Genomic DNA, 18,290 nt, shown 5'->3' with positions numbered 1-18,290 from the left:
CCGATTAGATCGTCGCTGCAATGATGCGCTAAGGTTTCACCCGCACCACCCCATACGAAACACCAGCACCACCATCCGGGCGATTGGCGCAGTGGTAGCGCGCTTCGTTCACACCGAAGAGGTCACTGGTTCGAACCCAGTATCGCCCACCCGGATCCATCCGAGGCCGGTCCCCCAGGGACCGGCCTTTTCGTACTCGGGTCCGCACGCATCAGTCGGGCGGATCGGGATCACGACGCCCGGCTATCGCCGACAGGTCGAACGATCGCCCCTCAGCCGCTGGGGTCGCCTGACGTCAGGAAGCGCGCCTGGCTCCTCCACCCGACGAGCCGAAGGCAGCACATGCTCTCGCCTGCTCGGCGGCCTATCCGGTTCTCCTCATCGCGTGGACCGAGAACGTCTGCGCAAGCCAATCATTCACGGAAACTGCGGGCAAGGCAGTTGAGAAATTTTGTTGCGAAGGGCTGGCGAACCGGACTGGTCGAGAGCACACTAGGCCGAATCGGGCATTCGCCCGGGGGGATTAGGGACTCTCGCGACGTGATTCGGCGTGGGGACGCTGTGGTTCGCGGGGATTGGGGGGAACATGCCGACGGATCCCAGGTACGGCGAACACGTCAAGGTGAAATGCCCCAATAGACATTGCGGCAGATTGACGTGGGTGAAATGGGGCCATCCGTCCAACTGCGAGCATTGCGGCCATCCCGTAGTTACACCGTAGTTAGGCGAAACAAGACTTCAGTGGCAGGCATGGTTCTGAGCCCCTGTCCGTCAGGGAGTTCGAAACGGGCCAGCGCTCCCCTCACGCCTGAGGTAGTCAGGTCGTGTCGCGACCGCAGACCGCCGCGCACAGACGAGCTGGAAGGTCATCGATGCAGGAGTTCACATTCGGGTCCGCCACACGATCGTGCCGCCTCGAAGCCGACGCGTCGCTGCGAACTGAAGACGCGTGTAATGACTGGATACGGGAGTACGGATGCCCATCGCAATAGCACTCTTCGTCGTCCTGGCAGTGGTCGGCCTGAGCCTGCTCGGCACGTCTGTCTGGTGGCTCGGTCTACTCATCCTCGGAGCCACAGGGTGGAATGCATATATTCAGATAGTGATCCGTCGTCAGACCTACCTGTCGACCACCTTGACCCCCACCCAAGCGGCATTTGTTGTCAGGAAGGTGTTCTCCGGACGAACCTGGGAACTCGGCAGCGATGGTCTCGAGTTCCGCGCCCGGAATCGGATGAAGGTCAACGGCCCGACTATCGCTGTCGACATCGAGCCGCGCCCAAGCGGTGCGGCCATCAGGACCTGGGTCAGTCACGCGAACTTCCGCTACGGCGTCATGGAGCACGCTCAATTCGCCTGGAGAAAGATGCGAGCGCTGGAGGCCGCAGCCAAGACTGCTCATCCAGCCACGACATCCGGCGAAAGCGTTCTCGATCGGTCACCATCGATCAACTATGACGAGACCCCTCGTACGACGCCGCCCTCGCCACCAGTCACACCCGCGGTCACGCCACCGCCAAGCGCGCCACCACCAAGCGCGCCTCCGACAATCGCGCCTCCGACAATCGCGCCTCCGCCGCTCAGAAGCCAGCAGCATGGTCGTCACGAACCTTCCGATGCAGCTGCGTCGGCCAGATTCATCTACATCGAGTCCGTGCAGCAACTGCTTCCGGATGACCAAGACACTTTCCGAACCGTGGAGTCACTGTCGGAAGCACTGTGGAGCGGACGCGGTCGCGGCTTCGGGGATGCGGTTGTTGACGATACCGGCAGGTTTCTCGGTCCCTCGCAATTTGTCATCACCCACGCTGCACGCCGCCACGACCTGACCGACACGGCTTTCGCGGGCTGGCCTTCCCACCACGCAGCCAACCTGCCCGGCGGGCTCGACCTCGGTGCTCGCGACGGGCGGAATCTCTCTCGCTGGGACGATGCCGCGCCGGCCGGCCTGACGTTTCCATGGTCGCAGGCAGGACGATTCTCTGACGACGGAGAAGTCTTTGCTGCGGAGTTCGGCCCATCGGTGATCGCTATTGTCCCCGATCAGCACGGGCAGCTGGTCCTACTGGAATCTCATGGCGGAGACCGAGGCGCGCTGGTCACACTTGATCCCGTCGCCGGGGTACGTCGATACGTGCGAACCTTCGACTCGCTCAGCGGAGCGGAGACCCTCGACATATCACCCGACGGCAGCTGGGCCCTGCTCTCGGGATGGAGTAAGCATCGCCTCGTTCGTCTCGACGACGGCACGGTCGCCACGATCGGCACTGATGGACCGCTAGCCTTCTGGACAGCGCAAGGCATATCGACCTTGTTACAGATTGCGCCGGGGAACGACTGCCTTCCGCACATCTTCTCCTACGATGTAGCCATAGATCATCGGGAGGACATCGGCCCACTGTCAGGATTTGCCGGACTGCCCGACGATCGCCGCATTGTCGCGGATATCGACGTGTCTCCCGACGGGAAGCTCGCCCTCGGCCTAACCCTTCTCGGCGTTTCCGCGGAGCACCAGCAGCGACACGGGGGTCGATATCTCACGACGATCATCGATCTTTCAACGCGAACCGTCGATCTGGTGAGCACGCCGTTCGTCAACGGCGACGCCCGGCTTCAGCGGGACCACCGAGCACCGAGATGGTGCAGCCGACCTGCTTCCAGAGGCGCCATCGCGATCGCGGATTCCCTGATCGCGGAACGATCGGCTGCCGGACCCTCGTCGATTCCATCGCCCACTGACGGAACACTGGGTGACCGTGCGCATGACCAGGCCCTGATTCTTGTGCACGCCATGATCGGCGCGGACAACGACGGACGGCACGCGGTGCCTGTCTATCGCGCAGCTATAGCGGCGCTCATCGCGGCTGCCAACGCAGGTATCCCGACTGGCGAAGGAACCGTCTTCGACTGGGCTTCGAGAAACGCCACCGTGTTCGAGGCCAGGTTCCACGGCGAGCGATCCTCCCCAGGCTCCGTTGGCAACGCCTGGGCGACGTTTGCATCGGTCGTGGGAGCAATTCAAAGCGGCGACGGCACAACGCTGACCCCTGCCATCGGCTGGCGTCGGAACGCATCAGCAGAGGTCGTCTGACTGATATCGCCACCTGCGCTTCGCTCGGCTGCGGTAGGCGCCGAGTGGGGTGATACGTGTTGGCGGGTGTTACGAAGTACGCGGCAGTGGAAAGAGTAGGGAAAACCTGTTTGGTGAGCGGCTGACGGGGTGGGTGGGGGGTGCCAGAGTGAGGGCGAGGCGTATTTGACCGCTCACTCAGGAGGCGCCATGTCTGGCTCCCGTTCGTCTCGATCTTCGTCGTCGACTTCAGTTTCTGCGTCGCCCTCGGCTTCCACGGTGGGGTCGAGTCGGCGAGTATTCCTAGCTGGTTCTGGTGCTGTGGCGGCTGGGGCCGTCGGTGCGGTGCTGGTGGGGGCCGCGGGCGAAGCGCATGCTGTGCCCGTCGCGGCATCGAGTGGGCTTGGGTCGACCAAGTTTGATCCGGAGTTGCGGAAGTTGTTGCGGGAGGTTGATTCGGGGCGGGTTGGGGCGACGATTCGGCGGCTGACGGAGTTTGGGACTCGGCATACGTTGTCGACGCAGACGGATCCGGTGCGTGGGATTGGGGCGGCGACTGACTGGGTGGCTGAGCAGATGGGGGCTATTGCTGCGACGTCGGGCGGCAGGATGACGGTGCAGCGGCAGTCGTTCATTCAGCCGGTTTCCAGTCGGATCCCTGTGCCGACCCAGATCACGAACGTCATCGCCACGCTGAAGGGGACCGCGTCGCCCGAGCGGTTCTATGTCGTCACCGGTCACCTCGACTCGCGGGTGACTGACGTTATGGACTTCACCAGCGATGCGCCGGGGGCCGACGATGACGGGTCCGGCGTGGCGTGTGTGCTCGAACTGGCGAGGGTGTTCGCGGCGCATCAGTTCCCCGGCACGATCGTGTTCGCCACGGTCACCGGCGAGGAACAAGGGCTGTACGGCTCCGCGTTCATGGCAGCGCAGATGGCCGCGGCCGGCAACGACGTACAGGGGATGTTCAGCAACGACATCATCGGGGCCAGCCGGTCGTTCGACGGGCACAAGCCTGACCCGTTCACGGTGCGGATGTTCCTCGAGGGGATCCCAACCAACGTGACGGCTGCGCAGATCTCGCTGTTGCAGTCGGCCGGCGGTGAGAACGACGGGAAGGCCCGCCAGCTCGGCCGCTTCGTACACTCGGTCGCGCCGAAGAGCCTGACCGGCATGAACATCCGGCTGGTCTGGCGGCGCGACCGGTTCCTTCGTGCCAGCGATCATGTCTCGTTCCAGACCCTGGGATTCCCGGCCGCCAGGTTCACCGAGCCTCGGGAGAACTTCAATCACGAGCACCAGAACGTCCAGATGGTCGACGGCGTCCAGTTCGGCGACCTGATCGACTTCGTGGACTTCGACTACATCGCCCGGGTGACGAGGGTGAACGCCGCGGCGCTGTGGGGGCTGGCGACCTCGCCCAGTACGCCGAAGAACGCCCAGATCCACACAACGCCGCCCGGTACGCTCTCAGGCACCAACCTCACCACGCTGTCCTGGGATCCCAACCCCGAAACGAACCTGACCGGGTACGAGGTGGTGCTGCGCGAGACCACGGAGTCCGATTGGACCAGCGCGATCCCCGTCGGGAACGTCAGCACGGTCACGCTCGACATCTCCAAGGACAACGTACAGATGGCCATCCGTGCCGTGGATCGGAACGGAAACCGCAGCCCGGCCGCAGCCCCACAGCCCGCGGCCTAGTGCCTGACCAGGTGCCGCCGTGTGATTCCAGCTGGGGCTGGTTGCCGGCGGCATCTACCAGGTCCATGGCTCGCAGATCTCCCGTGGTCAGCCAGGTCCGCGATCAGGCGTTGTCCAGCTGGTCGACCAGGTCCGCGTCGAGGTGGAGCTCGGCCGCCGCCAGCGCCTCCTCTAGCTGCTCGAGCGAGGACGCACCGAACAGCGGGATCACGTTGTGGTGCAGCAGCCATGCCAGTACTACCTGGTTCGGCGTTGCACCGAGGTCGCGCGCAGCCTGGCGAAGCACCTCATAGCGCACGTACGCCGTCGGGTGGGCATAGCGGGGCTCGAACGGTCGGTCCGAGCGCGTGTACGAACCAGCGAGGAGAGGCTGGTACGCCACCAACGTCATGTCCGGGTGCTCCGACAGGTAGTCGAAGTGCTCGACACCTGCGTGCTGGTAGTGCGGAGTGCCGTGACGACGTTGGCCCTGCAGTTCAGGCGGGTTCGGCCAGAGGTAGCTCGACTGCTGTTGGATAACGGAGTACTGCGCAACGCCCTGGGCAGCTGCGGTCTGCCGAGCCCGATCCAGACGCCACGTCGCCGTGTTGCTGCAGCCGATCAGGTCAACGACCCCATCCGCGGCCAGCCGCCCGAATGCGCCAACGGTCTCGTCCAGCGGCGTACTGCGGTCGTCGATGTGCGCGTAGTACAAATCGATCTGCTCAACACCTAGCCTGGCGAGACTGCCCTTGACGGCATCGTCGATCGCAGGCGAGCTGAGCCCTTCCCAGTGCGCGTCAGCGGGATCGCCGGGCACCGTGGTCCGCGCACCGCACTTCGTCGCGATGAACAACTCGTCGCGATTGCCGCGCTCGCGCATCCAGCGCCCGAGCAACTCCTCACTGTCACCACCGTGCCCGTGCCACTGGTTGTAGTTGTTCGACGTATCGATGAACGTCCCACCAGACTCGACAAACCGATCCAGAATCGCGATCGCAGTGTCGGCCGGCGTCGACGTACCGAAATTCATCGCGCCCAGGCACAGCGCACTGACATTCCGTCCATTTCCAAGAGTCCGAGACAACATGCCCTCCACCCTCCCTCCTGGAGCGCGCTCAAGGTCAACCCACACGGCACAATGTCGCGATGAAGATCTTCAGGCGGGTCGGCGGGCGCGAGCCTCGTCAGGTGGCGCAGGAGTTTGCCGAGGCCGTACAGCCCGGTGACGCCGAACGCGCCGGTCGGCTGGCCCAGGAGCTGACCGAGGTCCTGCCGGACTCGTTCGGTGCGTGGTTCGAGGCTGGGATGTACTCGAAGGCGCGGCGGCAGGAGTGGGCCGATTCGGCGGCGCGGAATCGGCGGGCGGCGGAACTGATCTCCGACGAGGAGCGGCGTGAGTTCGGAGGTGCCAACCCGGCCGCGTGGAATCTCGGGATCGCCGCGACCGCGCTCGGCGACTGGGCGACCGCTCGGTGGGCCTGGGCGGAGTACGGCATCGACACGATCGAGCCCGGCGTCGAGCCGATCGACCAACACTTCGGACTGACACCGATCCGGCTCAATCCGGACCGGCCGAGTCTGACGCATCAGGTCGTTCCGGCGTACGGCGACACCGAGGTCGTCTGGTGCTGGCGACGCAGCCCTGCACACGCGGTGATCTCGAACGTGCCGTTGCCGGAGAGCGGTCATCGCTTCAGGGACGTGGTACTGCACGACGGCGAGCCGAAGGGGCACCGGAACGACGTACCCGTGTTCGACGAGCTTGTACGGCTGGAGGAGTCCGGTCTGCCGACCTGGCAGGCGCAGGTGGTCGGCGCCGACGCCGACGACAAGGAGGCTCTGGCCGACCTCGCCGGCCCAGCGGGGCTTGGGGTCGACGAGTGGTCCGGGATTCGGTTGATGTGCTCGGAGTGCTCCCACGGATCGCCGGAAGCACACCAGCATGCACCTGTGGCGGCGGACGCCGCAGTACTCGGCCTGGCCGGGTCAGAAGCCGACCTGCAGAGCTGCCTCGACACGTGGTTGGCCGAGCGACCGCATGTCACCTTGTCGGAGTTGACCTTCCTTTGGTGAGTCAGACCAGCCAGATGCCTTTGTCCATCAGGACTCGGTCTTTGAGTTCGTTGACTTCGCGCCAGGTTTGGATCTTGGTGGGGGTGATGCGGAAGAAGGGGTAGTTGGGCAGGGGGCGGGGGTCGAAGCCGGCCTTGGTGGCAAACGAGTCGCCTTCGGTCTCGGTGATGTCTGTGATTGCGGCGGTTCCGGCGATGTGGATGACGTCGCGGACCTGGCCGATGGCCAGCTGCACCTGAGGGTTGGCCTGGAGGTTGCGGGCGGTGGGGTTGGTGACGCTTGTCGAGAGCAGCAGGGTGTCGTTGGACCACAGGAACGACAGCGGCATCAGGTACGGCGTACCGTCGAGCGACGCGGTGGATACCCAGGCGTCGACGTCGTCTTCGAAGCGGTGCAGCATGTCCTGCTTGCGGACGGGCAGCGGGCGGGGTGGTTCCGACATGGCGTGCTCCTGTTCGGTCCGATGTCACATGTGGTCCCAGTCCTACGTCATCGGGATGACGGCGCTGGGCCGGGTGGTGTGACAGGTGGAATGGTGATGGACATGGACGGGGACGACTGGCTCGCGACGCGGTTCGAGCAGAACCGGGACCGCCTGCGGGCTGTCGCGTACCGGATCCTAGGCTCTGAACCGGAGGCCGAGGACGCGGTCCAGGAGACCTGGATCCGGCTCAGCCGCAGCGACACCGACACGATCGACAACCTGGGCGGCTGGTTGACCACCGTCGTCGGGCGGATCTGCCTCGACATGCTCCGCACCCGCCGCGGCCGGCCCGAACTGCCGGTCAGTGATCACTCCCCCGTGCTCGCGGACAACGTCGTACCCGATCCCGAGCTGGAAGCGGTCCAGGCGGATTCGGTCGGGCTCGCGCTGCTCGTCGTACTCGAGACGCTGTCGCCTGCCGAGCGGCTGGCGTTCGTACTGCACGACCTGTTCGCCGTACCCTTCGAAGACATCGCGCCGATCATCGGCAAATCGCCGGCGGCCGCGCGGCAGATCGCGAGCCGCGCACGACGCAGAGTCCGCGGTACGCCGGAACCGTCCAGCGTGGATGTGGTCCGCCAGCAGGAAGTCGTCAGCGCGTTCCTGGCCGCCGCACGCAACGCGGACTTCTCGGCGTTGCTCGAGGTGCTCGATCCGGAAGTCGTACTGCGGGCAGACGCCAGCGCTGCGGAACGCGGGATTGCCGCGAGCATCACCGGGCACGACCGGGTCGCGACCGCGTTCTCCGGACGGGCGCAAGCGGCGAAACTCGTGCTGGTCGACGGGATGCCCGGGCTGGTGTGGATGCAGCGCGGCGAACCGGTCGTTGTGTTCTCTTTCACGGTCGTCGACGGGCGTGTCGCGACGATCGATCTCCGGGGCGATGCCGACTACCTGGAAACGGTCGATCTCGCGTCGTTGAAGGGGTGATCAGACGGCGTGGCGAGTAGACATGTTCGGTGTGACTCGTGTGACGGATGGGGTGTGATTCACGCTCGTCGTACCCGGACGGCGACAGCCTGGAATCCGGGGTCGAATCCGGTTTTTGTCAGGGCGGAAAGTGCGCTACTGTTCTGCTCTCGCACCGAGGGAAACTGCTCGGGGTGATGCGGACGTAGCTCAGTTGGTAGAGCGCAACCTTGCCAAGGTTGAGGTCGCCGGTTCGAACCCGGTCGTCCGCTCGGAGAGGGTTCGGCCCAGCTTTCTCACCTGGTGGAGTGGCCGAGAGGCGAGGCAACGGCCTGCAAAGCCGTGTACACGGGTTCGAATCCCGTCTCCACCTCGAAACCTCAGTAGTCTTGAGTTTCCCGGACGATTGGCGCAGCGGTAGCGCGCTTCCCTGACACGGAAGAGGTCACTGGTTCGATCCCAGTATCGTCCACGAAGGCGATGGGCGAGGTGTGTCGCGCAGTTCCTGCGCTGACCGCCTCGCCTTCGTCATTTGTGCGGCTGCGCTTCGCTCGCCGCGTTGCGGGGGCTTCGCCACCCGCACCCCCTGCGCCTTCGCTTCGCTCGGCGGCTTGGGCTGGGCCCGGCAGTTCGCTCACCAGCTTGGGCCGGGGTGAGCGGTCGGCTCACCAGCTGGGGTTGGGTTTGCGGGTCGGCTCGGCGGCTTGGGCTGGGTTGAGCGGTCGGCTCACCAGTTGGGGTTGGGTTTGCGGGGCGGCTCGGCTCCGTGGCTGGGTTGGGCAGTCAGCTCACCGGCTTGGGTTGGGTTCGGCACTTCGCTCACCAGCTGGGGTTGGGTTCGGCAGGTCGCTCACCGGCGTGGGTTGAGTTGGGCGGTCGGCTCACCGGCGGGGCTGGGTGGAGCGGTTCGTTCGGCGGGCTGGGGTGGGTTGCGCAGTTCGCTCACCAGCGTGGGGTGGGTTGGTTATTCGTGGGAGGCGTGGGTTGCTACTGCGGCTAGTAGGACTCCTGCGCCTATGAGGCTGGTGGTTGTTAGGTGTTCTTGGAAGAGGAGTAGGCCTAGGGCTGTGGCTACTACTGGCTCTATAAGGGCTATTAGGGCTGTTGTTGAGGCTTTCAGGGTTGTTAGGGCCTTATAGAACAGGGTGTAGGCGAGGGCTGTGGGGATCAGGCCGAAGTAGGCGATCAGGAGCCAGGCGCTGCGGGTTGTTGGTAGGGCGGCGAACGGTAGGAGGAACGCGGCGCCTGTTGCGAAGCCTAGGTACGCCGTGGTTAGGGGGTCTGGGGTGTTGCGGTTGAGGATTGTTGTGGCTGAGTAGCCGACCGCCGATGCCAGGGCGGCGGCTATGCCTGTGAGGTTTGTGGTGCCGGTGGTGGCGGTCAGGAGGGTCAGGCCGGTGATTGCGGCGAGGACTGAGGGGGTTAGTCGCTCTCGGGCTGCGAGGGTGATGAGGATGGGGGCGGCGCCCAGGGCTATGACTGTGGCTATGCCTACGCCTACGCGAGGGATGGCAGCGAAGTAGCCGAGTTGGCAGAGGGCTAGGCCGGCGCCGCTTGCCAGGTGGCGGAGTGGGGTTGCGGCGAAGACGGGGCGGGCTGGGCCTCTGCGGGTGATGCGGCGGGCTATTGCCAGCCAGAGGGCTGCCGTCGCTAGGCGCCAGAAGGACGTCGCTGTGGGGGTCAGGCCGGTGTGCCCGAGGAGGGCGCCGGTTGGGCCGCCGGTGCCCCAGGCCAGGCCTGCCAGGGTCATGAAGATCAGGGCGCGTCGGGTCGAGAGACGGGAGTGCATCAGGTGCTCCGGTGTGTTCGCAAGGTCAAAGGGCGCGTCTGCGAACAGGCCGAAGGAGCTCAGGTCGGAGGGACCTGAGCGTGAGGACGCCGTCCGCTAAGCGGCGGCGGTCGGCGGAGTGATGATGCGATGCATGAGGTGGACCATAGTCAGCCGGCGGGCCCTCGGGCGACTGGTTTACATGCGGAGGTAGGAGCCGCCGTTGAAGTCCAGGACGGTGCCGGTGGCGAACTCGGCTTCTGGTGAGGCCAGGTAGAGGATTGCGGCGGCTACCTCGGAGGGGTCGGCTACTCGTTCCAGAGGGCTTTCCAGGCTGCGGCGGTTGTACCCGTCGCCGGCCAGGTTCACGGCGGCCATGTCGGTGACCGTCCAGCCTGGGGCGATGGCGGTGACGGCGATGCCTTCGGGTCCGAGGGCTCGTGCAAGCGACTGGGTGAAGGAAACGATGGCGGCCTTTGAGGCGCCGTAGGCGGGTTGGTTGGGTTCGCCGCGGAAGGCGCCTCGGGAGGAGACGTTGATGATGCGGCCGCCGCGGCCCATGTGCCGGACCGCGCACCAGGTCACGTTGGACGGGCCGACGAGGTTGACCGCGAGGGTGTCGGTCCACGCCTGCTGCCACTCGGCGTACGTCGTCTCGCGGATCCGGTGTGGGACGTAGAGGCCGGCGTTGTTCACCAGTACGTCGATGCTGCCCAGCGCTCGCGCAGCGTCCTCGACCATCGACTCGATCGCCGCCGGATCAGCCAGATCGGCCTGCACCATCACATGGCCTGTGCCTGGTAGTTCCTTCAGCACCTGGGCAGCCGCATCCGCCGAGGCGCTGTAATGCACCGCCACCCGGTCCCCCGCAGCGGCGAACGCGCGGGCTGTTGCTGCTCCGATCCCCCGGGATGCTCCTGTCACCAGCACTGAGCGGTTCATGCAGGCGATCTTTTCATCAGGGTCGAGGCTTGTGGTCGCGGCGGTACGACTTGCTGGCGCGGACCCACTCCTTCTTCGCCTCGTTGCGGAGCCGGATGTCTGCCCGACGTGCCATGTACGCCGCCTCGCGCTGCAGCTTCACCCAGCTGTCATAGCGGCGGTACGGCAGGGACCCATCGTCCAGAGCAGCCCGCACTGCACAGTCAGGCTCCATCACGTGCGAGCAGTCCTTGAACTTGCACTGCCCGGCCAGCGCAGTGATGTCCGGGAACGCTGCAGCCAACCCCTCCCCGGACTCCTGCAGACCGATCCCCCGCAGCCCAGGCGTGTCGATGACGACCCCGCCGGTCGGCAGCACGATCAGCTCGCGCCGCACCGAGGTGTGACGCCCCTTGCCGTCCTCGCGGATGTCCTGCACGTCCAGCAGCTCCACACCGGCCAGTGCGTTCACCAGTGACGACTTGCCCGCCCCACTGGACCCCAGCAACGCCACAGTGGCGTCCCCGTCCAGCAATGCGCGTACGTCGTCCATCCCCGCGCCGGTGGTCGCGCTGCACACCAGTACGTCGGCACCCGGCGCAGCCAGCGCCACGTCCTCAGCCACTGAATCGGCGTCACCGACCAGGTCGGACTTGGTGAGTACGACGACCGGCCGCGCGCCGCTCTCCCACGCCAGCGCCATGAAGCGCTCGATGCGGACGATGTTCGGCTCCGGGACCAGACCGACGACGATGGCGATCACGTCGACGTTCGACGCGAGCACCTGCCCGCGCGACGACCCGCCGACCTCCGCCCGGACAATCGCAGTACGGCGTGGGAGCACCGACTCGATGGTGATGCGGTCGTCCGGCCAGAAACGCAGTACGACCCAGTCCCCCGTACACGGGCCGGCCTGGGGGTCGGAAGCGATCTCGGCGAGCAGTGCGCCGGACCAGCTCGCGCGGACCGGGCCGTCCGTGGTGAAGACCGTCGCCAGGCCCTTGTCGACCCGGGCGACGCGTCCCGGGACCAGCTCTTCCGGGACGGATTGCAGGAATTCGGCCGTGGAGCTGTCGAGTCCCAGGGCCTGGAGTGTGGCTGACATGCGGCGAACCTTTCAGAGGGCCCGGCCGCGAGCTCAGCTCAGCGGACGGACAATGTCGGAGACAGCAGGCCGTTGGGCCTGGTAATAGCTCATGGCAGCTGCCTCCCTCCGGTCCGGTCGGTCCCGAGCCGGGGACCGTCTGATGTGGTCAGACTAGGTCGTCGGTGTCACCCTGCGCACCGGATTTTCCGACTGACGCAGGCCTCCGCACCGGCTCAGCGGCAGGCTCCTCAGCAGCAGGCTTCGCAGGCGCCGGTGTCGCAGGTGCTGGTTTCGCAGGTGCTGGTTTCGCAGGTGCCAGCTTCTCAGGCGCAGGCTTCCCAGGCACCTCCGCGGCAGGAGCAGACTTCAGCGGTCGCTCCGCGAGCTCCTCCACCTTGCGCGCCACCTCGGCCTCCGGACGTTCGTCGGACTCCACCGGCGTCAGCGTGTGGTCGTGGTGAGGCTCAGCCTGCGCCTTCATCACCGGCTCGACCTCGTCCTCTTCGGCGGCCTGAGCCTTGACCTCGACGACATGCTGCTTGTGCGGCCACAGCCGGTCCACCACAGCGTTCAGGGCTGCACCTATCAGCACCGCGATAGCTGTCATATACAGCCACATCAGTACGGCGATCGGCGCGGCCAGCGGACCGTAGATCGACGTACCGCCGACGGTGCTCTGCAGGACCCAGCGCAGTACGAAGCTGCCCAGGATCCAGATCGACAGCGCCAGGAACGAGCCGGGCAGGTCGGAGACCCAGGGCGTCCGGATCGGCACGGACAGGTGGTACAGCGTGTTCAAGAAGCCTGCGGACAGGATGGTGACGACCGGCCAGTACAGCTGGTTCAGGAAGTCGAGCCGGTGCGGCAGGAGCGCCTGGACCGCGTCCGGACCGGCCAGCACCAGCGGCAGGACGATCACGCCGATGATCAGCGCCGCGCAGTACAGGCTGAAGGACAGCGCGCGGGTCCGGACGATGCCGCGCTTGCCGCCCATCCCGTACATGATCGTGATCGTGTCGACGAAGACGTTGAGCGCGCGGCTGCCGGACCACAGTGACAGCACGAAACCGATCGAGATGACGTCCGGACGGCCGCCGTTCAGCACTTGGTCGAGGGTCGGCGAGATGACGCTCTTGATCGAGTCGTCGGTCAGCGCCCGGGCGGCCAGGTCGACGATCTGCTGCTTGATGTCGTTGATGGTCTCGACCTCGAACCATTTGCTCGCGATGTAACCGAGCGATCCGGCGAGTCCGAAGATCAGCGGCGGCAGCGAGAGGATCGCGAAGAACGCTCCTTCGGCTGCGAGCCCGGTGACGCGGTACCGCAAGCACACCCCGACGGTCTGCGTCAGCAGACTCCAGGTCGTCGCGGGGATCCGGCGAACCCATGCCAATGAGAGGGAGCTCCCACCAGTGGGTCCTGCCCCAGAACGTGCCATACCGCTTACCGTACTGACATGGCGGACCCATTCGCGGTAACGAATCAGGCTCCCCCACTGCGGGGCGTGAACTTCTTCACCCAGGATGCGGCTCTCGGTGACGCTCTGCGTCCGTACGCCGACCTGGCGGACGACCCCGGTCTGCACCGGATCGGCGAGCTGGCGGGGTCGGACGAGGCCCGCGCACACGCCCTCCCGGCGAACCAGAACCCGCCGGTACTGCGCACGCACGACCGCTACGGGAACCGCATCGACGAGGTCGAGTTCCACCCGTCGTGGCACTGGCTGATGGAGCAGGCCGTCGGATTCGGGCTGCAAGCCGCGCCCTGGACCAGCGATCGGCCGTCGCCGCATCTGACCCGAGCGGCCGGGTTCTACGTGTGGTCCCAGGTCGAGCCGGGGCACGGTTGTCCGATCTCGATGACGTACGCCGCTGTGCCGGCGCTGCGCGCGGACGAGCGCCTCGCGAAGGAGTGGGTCCCGCAGCTGGCGTCGACGGACTACGACGTACGGCGGTTGCCGGTCGCCGCGAAGAGCGGTGTGCTCGCCGGGATGGGGATGACCGAGAAGCAGGGCGGGTCCGACGTACGGGCGAACCTCACGACCGCGACGGCTGTGGGCGACGGTGAGTACCAGCTGAACGGGCACAAGTGGTTCTGCTCGGCGCCGCAGGTGGATGTGTTCCTGGTGCTGGCGCAGGCGCCGGACGGGCTGAGCTGCTTCGTCGTACCGCGGGTGCTTGCCGATGGCAACCGGAACCCGTTCGCGCTGCAGCGGCTGAAGGACAAGCTGGGGAACCGGTCGAACGCGTCGTCCGAGGTCGAGTTCCACGGGACGATCGGCTACCGCCTCGGCGACGAGGGCGCCGGCGTCCGCACCATCATCGAGATGGTCGCCGCCACCCGCCTGGACTGCGTACTAGGGTCGGCGGCGCTGCAGCGGAGAGCTCTCGTGGAGGCGATCTGGCACACGAGGCACCGCTCCGCCTTCGGTGGCCTGCTGGCGGACAAGCCCGCGATGCAGAATGTGCTGGCGGACCTCGCGATCGAGAGTGAGTCGGCGACCGCGCTGGGGATGCGCCTGGCCGCAGCGGTCGACGCCGGCGACTCCGCGTTCCGGCGGATCGCGCTTCCGTTGGCCAAGTTCTGGGTTTGTAAGCGGACTCCGTTCATGGTTGCCGAGGCGTTGGAGTGTCTTGGGGGCAACGGGTATGTCGAGGAGTCCGGGCTGCCGTTGCTGTACCGGGAGTCGCCGTTGAACTCGATCTGGGAAGGGTCGGGCAACGTCAATGCGCTCGACGTACTGCGGGCGCTGCGAAGGCCCGAGTCGCTCGATGCCTGGCTGACGGAGCTGGCCGCCGTACAGGGTGCGGACGGACGGCTCGACACGGCGGTGAACGACGTCCTGCAAGCGCTTGCTGACGTCGAGAATGCCGAAGCCGGCGCCCGTAGGCTCGCTGCGCAGATGGCCCTGTGCCTGCAGGCATCCTTGTTGATCCGGCAGTCGACGCCCGAGGTGGCCGACGCGTTCGTGGCGTCGCGATTGGCGCAGGACTGGGGCGGCGTGTTCGGGACGCTGCCGCGGACGACGCCGTTCGATCGGATCGTCGAACGCACGATAGGCTGACGCCGTCGCGACTGGCGCGCTGAAGGTGGAGAACCACCGGGGAGCGAAACCCGTCGGCACCGTGCGCCTGGGTGCCTTCGACCCACTGCAACCGCAGGAGAGACAACGATGACTCAATCCTTCGATGCCGCCGCGGCGTCGGCCGCGTACAACAACGCGCTGCAGGTGATCGCCGCGGTCGAACCGACGATCGCCGGCGCGATCAAGGCCGAGCTGGCCGACCAGCGGTCCTCGCTGAAGCTGATCGCCAGCGAGAACTACGCCTCCCCCGCCACCCTGCTGACGATGGGTAACTGGCTCTCGGACAAGTACGCCGAGGGCACGATCGGGCACCGCTTCTACGCCGGCTGCCAGAACGTCGACACCGTCGAGCAGACCGCGGCCGACCACGCCACGGCCCTGTTCGACGCCCCGCACGCCTACGTCCAGCCGCACTCCGGCATCGACGCGAACCTGGTCGCGTTCTGGGCGATCCTGGCGCAGCGGATCGAATCCCCCGCGCTGGCCGAGGCCGGCGCCAAGCACGTCAACGACCTGTCCGACGAGGACTGGACCAAGCTCCGCAAGGCGCTCGGCGACCAGAAGATGCTCGGTATGTCGCTGGACGCCGGCGGTCACCTGACCCACGGCTTCCGGCCGAACATCTCCGGCAAGATGTTCAACCAGCACTCCTACGGCACCGACCCGGAGACGGGCCTGCTCGACTACGACGAGGTCGCCCGCAAGGCCCGCGAGTTCAAGCCGCTGATCCTGATCGCCGGCTACTCGGCGTACCCGCGCAAGGTGAACTTCGCCAAGATGCGCGAGATCGCCGACGAGGTCGGCGCGACGCTGATGGTCGACATGGCGCATTTCGCCGGCTTGGTCGCGGGCAAGGTCTTCACCGGCGACTTCGACCCGGTCCCGCACGCGCACGTCACCACGACGACGACGCACAAGTCGCTGCGTGGTCCGCGCGGCGGCATGGTGCTGTGCCAGCCGGAGTACGCCGAGTCGGTCGACCGCGGCTGCCCGATGGTGCTGGGCGGTCCGCTGAGCCAGACGATGGCCGCGAAGGCGGTCGCGCTGGCCGAGGCGCGTCAGCCGTCGTTCCGTGACTACGCGCAGGCCGTCGCCGACAACGCCGTCGTACTGGCCGAGGGCCTGATGAAGCGCGGCGTGAAGCTCGTGACGGACGGCACCGAGAACCACCTCGTCCTGCTCGACGTCTCGTCGTACGGCATCACCGGCCGGCAGGCGGAGTCCGCGCTGCTCGACGCGGGCATCGTCACCAACCGCAACGCGGTACCGCGCGACCCGAACGGCGCCTGGTACACCTCGGGCGTCCGGATCGGTACGCCGGCACTCACCACGCGCGGGTTCGGCGCCGACGAGTTCGACCGGGTCGCCGAGCTGATCGTGGACGTGCTGTCCGCAACCACCCCGACGACCACGTCCGCGGGCGCTCCGTCCAAGGCGAAGTACGTCCTCGCCGACGGCGTCGCCGACAAGACCCGCGCCGCCTCGGCCGAGATCCTCGACAAGCACCCGCTCTACCCGGGCCTCGAGCTCAACTGATCCAGAACAGAACAGCGCCCGCTCCCCCGCTGGAGCGGGCGCTGTCGTTTGCGGTCAGGCGTCCTGCTGGACGCCCATCAGCGCGTCCCGCGAGGCCTTCGCGGCCCGCTTCGGCATCAGCACCGCCGCGAGGATCGCGCCGACGGCGGCGATGGCTGCCGACACCCACATGGTGGTGTTCAGGCTGCTCATGAAGGCGTCGCGGACGTTGGCGAGCAGGTCCGGTGAGCCTGCCTTCGCGGCGGCCGCCAGGCCACCTCCAAGGCTCTTCTCGACCGCGTCGGCGAGCTGCGCGGGCAGCGCACTCGTGTCGATGTTGTGGCGGTAGACCGAGTTCAGCACGGTGCCGAGTACGGCGACACCGACCGTGCCGCCGACCTGACGGAACGCCTGCAGCAGGCCGGATCCCGTCCCGGCCCGCTCCGGATCGAGTACGCCGAGTGCCGCGTTCATTGCCTGCGGCATCGAGCACCCGAGCCCGAATCCGACCACGACGAACCAGATCGCCGTGTACCCGTACCCGGTCCCGAGATCGGTGAAGGCGCCGAGCGCGAACCCGACCGCCATCACCACGAACCCGGTCATCACCACCAGCCGCGTGCCGATGCGGGCCTCCACCGGCTCGGCCAGCTTCGCGCCGATCGTCATCCCGCCGATGAACGGCAGCAACTTCAGCCCGGTGTGCAGCGCATCGGATCCGTTGATGCCCTGGAAGTACTGCGGCATCGTGAACAGCAATCCGAAGATCGCGAACACCGACACCGTCAGCAGCACGGCGCCGCCGGTGAACACCCGCTCGCTGAACAGCCGGAGCTCGATCAGCGGCTCACGGTTGCGCCGTTGCCAGAGCAGGAACCCGGCGATCAGGACGACGGCCAGTCCGAGGAACACGATCGTGACAGCGTCGGTCCAGGATGATTCGCCGGCCTTGGTCACGCCGTACACGAGGGCCGCGAGGCCGGTGCTCGACAACACGATGCCGAGCCAGTCGATCGCCGGCCGGTTCGAGCTGCGCGTCTCCGGGACGAGCAACGTGACCGCGAGGGCTGCGATCAAGGCGATCGGCACGTTCATCAGGAAGATCCACTGCCAGCCGGCGTGATCGAGGAGCAGTCCGCCGATGATCGGGCCGAGCGGCATACCGATGCTGTTGGCAACGACGAAGAACCCGATCGCCTTCTTCCGGTCCTCCGCGGTGCGGAACAGCACGGTGATCAGCGACAGCGCGACCGGGACGATCATCGCCGCACCGATCCCGAGGAATGCCCGGGCTGCGATCAGCTGACCCGCGGAATCGGCCAGCGCACAGGCCAGCGATGCGAGACCGAACAGCGTGAGCGCGATCGCGATGATCTTGCGCCGCCCGTACCGGTCGCCGAGCAGACCGGCCGGCAGCAGCAGCGCGGCGAGGACGAGGTTGTAGCTGTTCGCCATCCATTGCAGCTGGCTGGTCGACGCGTCCAGGTCCTGCGCGAGCGTCGGCAAGGCGACGTTGAGCACGGTCGTGTCGAGGCCGAGCACGAGGACGGCGAGACAGAGTGCGATGAGTACGCCGAAGCGGCGGCCGCCGGTGAGCGTCGGCGCTGCGGTGTCGGTGGTCGAGGTCATGGATTCAAATTATCAGAACTTTGTGATAGTTGCGATCAATCAAATTACTGTAAGCTTCAA

General features: G+C 66.5%; 13 protein-coding genes, 4 tRNA genes and 1 riboswitch. Of the genes, 10 read left to right on the top strand and 7 right to left on the bottom strand.

Annotation, left to right across the window (positions count from 1 at the left end; all coding sequences use genetic code 11):
- The first annotated feature begins 77 nt into the window (after positions 1–77).
- The 3 genes from ACQPYH_RS19680 to ACQPYH_RS19670 all read left to right on the top strand — a co-directional run bounded on the left by ACQPYH_RS19680 (position 78) and on the right by ACQPYH_RS19670 (position 4,777).
- Positions 78–149, top strand: a tRNA-Val gene (locus tag ACQPYH_RS19680).
- Between the two features lie 827 nt (positions 150–976).
- A complete protein-coding gene (locus ACQPYH_RS19675; RefSeq protein WP_432893266.1) occupies positions 977–3,091 on the top strand; it encodes a hypothetical protein in 2,115 nt (704 codons plus the stop codon).
- Between the two features lie 543 nt (positions 3,092–3,634).
- Complete coding sequence (locus ACQPYH_RS19670) at positions 3,635–4,777, top strand: M20/M25/M40 family metallo-hydrolase (RefSeq protein ID WP_432893265.1); 1,143 nt, start codon at positions 3,635–3,637, stop codon at positions 4,775–4,777.
- 103 nt (positions 4,778–4,880) lie between these two features.
- Here ACQPYH_RS19670 and ACQPYH_RS19665 read toward each other — a convergent pair whose 3' ends face one another.
- Complete coding sequence (locus ACQPYH_RS19665) at positions 4,881–5,789, bottom strand: aldo/keto reductase (RefSeq protein ID WP_432893264.1); 909 nt, start codon at positions 5,787–5,789, stop codon at positions 4,881–4,883.
- 116 nt (positions 5,790–5,905) lie between these two features.
- Here ACQPYH_RS19665 and ACQPYH_RS19660 point away from each other — a divergent pair, with 116 nt between their 5' ends.
- On the top strand, positions 5,906–6,832 hold the full coding sequence (locus tag ACQPYH_RS19660) for a hypothetical protein (RefSeq protein WP_432893262.1): 927 nt from the start codon (positions 5,906–5,908) through the stop codon (positions 6,830–6,832).
- Between the two features lies 1 nt (position 6,833).
- Here the strand turns inward: ACQPYH_RS19660 and ACQPYH_RS19655 are convergent, their stop codons facing one another.
- Positions 6,834–7,274 (bottom strand): pyridoxamine 5'-phosphate oxidase family protein, encoded by a 441-nt coding sequence (locus ACQPYH_RS19655; RefSeq protein WP_432893260.1) that lies wholly within the window; start codon positions 7,272–7,274, stop codon positions 6,834–6,836.
- 96 nt (positions 7,275–7,370) lie between these two features.
- Here ACQPYH_RS19655 and ACQPYH_RS19650 point away from each other — a divergent pair, with 96 nt between their 5' ends.
- The 4 genes from ACQPYH_RS19650 (at position 7,371) to ACQPYH_RS19635 (ending at position 8,697) form a co-directional block, all read left to right on the top strand.
- The gene (locus ACQPYH_RS19650) at positions 7,371–8,246 is read left to right on the top strand and encodes a sigma-70 family RNA polymerase sigma factor (RefSeq protein ID WP_432893258.1); all 876 of its coding nucleotides are present in this window, start codon (positions 7,371–7,373) and stop codon (positions 8,244–8,246) included.
- A gap of 178 nt (positions 8,247–8,424) precedes the next feature.
- A tRNA-Gly gene (locus tag ACQPYH_RS19645) sits at positions 8,425–8,497 on the top strand.
- Between the two features lie 30 nt (positions 8,498–8,527).
- Positions 8,528–8,598: transfer RNA gene (locus ACQPYH_RS19640), tRNA-Cys, on the top strand.
- 27 nt (positions 8,599–8,625) lie between these two features.
- A tRNA-Val gene (locus tag ACQPYH_RS19635) sits at positions 8,626–8,697 on the top strand.
- A 492-nt stretch (positions 8,698–9,189) separates the two neighbouring features.
- On the opposite strand, the gene ACQPYH_RS19630 is transcribed toward ACQPYH_RS19635, so the two are convergent.
- The 4 genes from ACQPYH_RS19630 to ACQPYH_RS19615 all read right to left on the bottom strand — a co-directional run bounded on the left by ACQPYH_RS19630 (position 9,190) and on the right by ACQPYH_RS19615 (position 13,439).
- A complete protein-coding gene (locus ACQPYH_RS19630; RefSeq protein ID WP_432893256.1) occupies positions 9,190–9,975 on the bottom strand; it encodes an EamA family transporter in 786 nt (261 codons plus the stop codon).
- A 216-nt stretch (positions 9,976–10,191) separates the two neighbouring features.
- The gene (locus tag ACQPYH_RS19625; RefSeq protein WP_432893255.1) at positions 10,192–10,935 is read right to left on the bottom strand and encodes an SDR family NAD(P)-dependent oxidoreductase; all 744 of its coding nucleotides are present in this window, start codon (positions 10,933–10,935) and stop codon (positions 10,192–10,194) included.
- Positions 10,936–10,951: 16 nt separating this feature from the next.
- Positions 10,952–12,019 (bottom strand): ribosome small subunit-dependent GTPase A, encoded by a 1,068-nt coding sequence (rsgA, locus tag ACQPYH_RS19620; protein WP_432893254.1) that lies wholly within the window; start codon positions 12,017–12,019, stop codon positions 10,952–10,954.
- 148 nt (positions 12,020–12,167) lie between these two features.
- Positions 12,168–13,439: a YihY/virulence factor BrkB family protein gene (locus ACQPYH_RS19615; protein ID WP_432893252.1), complete on the bottom strand. Its 1,272-nt coding sequence runs from the start codon at positions 13,437–13,439 to the stop codon at positions 12,168–12,170.
- Between the two features lie 18 nt (positions 13,440–13,457).
- On the opposite strand from ACQPYH_RS19615, the gene ACQPYH_RS19610 reads away from it, so the two are divergent.
- Both ACQPYH_RS19610 and ACQPYH_RS19605 read left to right on the top strand, forming a co-directional pair.
- Entirely contained in the window at positions 13,458–15,065 is a 1,608-nt protein-coding gene (locus tag ACQPYH_RS19610) for an acyl-CoA dehydrogenase family protein (RefSeq protein ID WP_432893250.1), read from the top strand.
- Positions 15,063–15,145: riboswitch (ZMP/ZTP riboswitch) on the top strand. Its footprint overlaps the gene before it by 3 nt.
- Before the next feature lie 28 nt (positions 15,146–15,173).
- A complete protein-coding gene (locus ACQPYH_RS19605) occupies positions 15,174–16,622 on the top strand; it encodes a glycine hydroxymethyltransferase (protein ID WP_432893248.1) in 1,449 nt (482 codons plus the stop codon).
- Between the two features lie 54 nt (positions 16,623–16,676).
- On the opposite strand, the gene ACQPYH_RS19600 is transcribed toward ACQPYH_RS19605, so the two are convergent.
- Complete coding sequence (locus ACQPYH_RS19600; protein WP_432893246.1) at positions 16,677–18,230, bottom strand: DHA2 family efflux MFS transporter permease subunit; 1,554 nt, start codon at positions 18,228–18,230, stop codon at positions 16,677–16,679.
- Positions 18,231–18,290: the final 60 nt, after the last annotated feature.

Source organism: Kribbella sp. CA-245084 (genome assembly GCF_050942355.1).
In the GTDB taxonomy this organism is placed as follows: domain Bacteria; phylum Actinomycetota; class Actinomycetes; order Propionibacteriales; family Kribbellaceae; genus Kribbella.
The sequence above is the reverse complement of the archived record's forward strand: the minus strand, read 5'-3'. Positions and strand labels throughout refer to the sequence as shown.

What these genes read in the sequence shown, in the direction of transcription:
- ACQPYH_RS19625 (WP_432893255.1), bottom strand. Translation starts at nt 10,935, where the DNA reads ATGAACCGCTCAGTGCTGGTGACAGGAGCATCCCGGGGGATCGGAGCA.
- ACQPYH_RS19655 (WP_432893260.1), bottom strand. Translation starts at nt 7,274, where the DNA reads ATGTCGGAACCACCCCGCCCGCTGCCCGTCCGCAAGCAGGACATGCTG.
- ACQPYH_RS19630 (WP_432893256.1), bottom strand. Translation starts at nt 9,975, where the DNA reads ATGACCCTGGCAGGCCTGGCCTGGGGCACCGGCGGCCCAACCGGCGCC.
- ACQPYH_RS19660 (WP_432893262.1), top strand. Translation starts at nt 5,906, where the DNA reads ATGAAGATCTTCAGGCGGGTCGGCGGGCGCGAGCCTCGTCAGGTGGCG.
- ACQPYH_RS19600 (WP_432893246.1), bottom strand. Translation starts at nt 18,230, where the DNA reads ATGACCTCGACCACCGACACCGCAGCGCCGACGCTCACCGGCGGCCGC.
- ACQPYH_RS19675 (WP_432893266.1), top strand. Translation starts at nt 977, where the DNA reads ATGCCCATCGCAATAGCACTCTTCGTCGTCCTGGCAGTGGTCGGCCTG.
- ACQPYH_RS19605 (WP_432893248.1), top strand. Translation starts at nt 15,174, where the DNA reads ATGACTCAATCCTTCGATGCCGCCGCGGCGTCGGCCGCGTACAACAAC.
- ACQPYH_RS19610 (WP_432893250.1), top strand. Translation starts at nt 13,458, where the DNA reads ATGGCGGACCCATTCGCGGTAACGAATCAGGCTCCCCCACTGCGGGGC.
- rsgA (WP_432893254.1), bottom strand. Translation starts at nt 12,019, where the DNA reads ATGTCAGCCACACTCCAGGCCCTGGGACTCGACAGCTCCACGGCCGAA.
- ACQPYH_RS19650 (WP_432893258.1), top strand. Translation starts at nt 7,371, where the DNA reads ATGGACATGGACGGGGACGACTGGCTCGCGACGCGGTTCGAGCAGAAC.
- ACQPYH_RS19615 (WP_432893252.1), bottom strand. Translation starts at nt 13,439, where the DNA reads ATGGCACGTTCTGGGGCAGGACCCACTGGTGGGAGCTCCCTCTCATTG.
- ACQPYH_RS19665 (WP_432893264.1), bottom strand. Translation starts at nt 5,789, where the DNA reads ATGAATTTCGGTACGTCGACGCCGGCCGACACTGCGATCGCGATTCTG.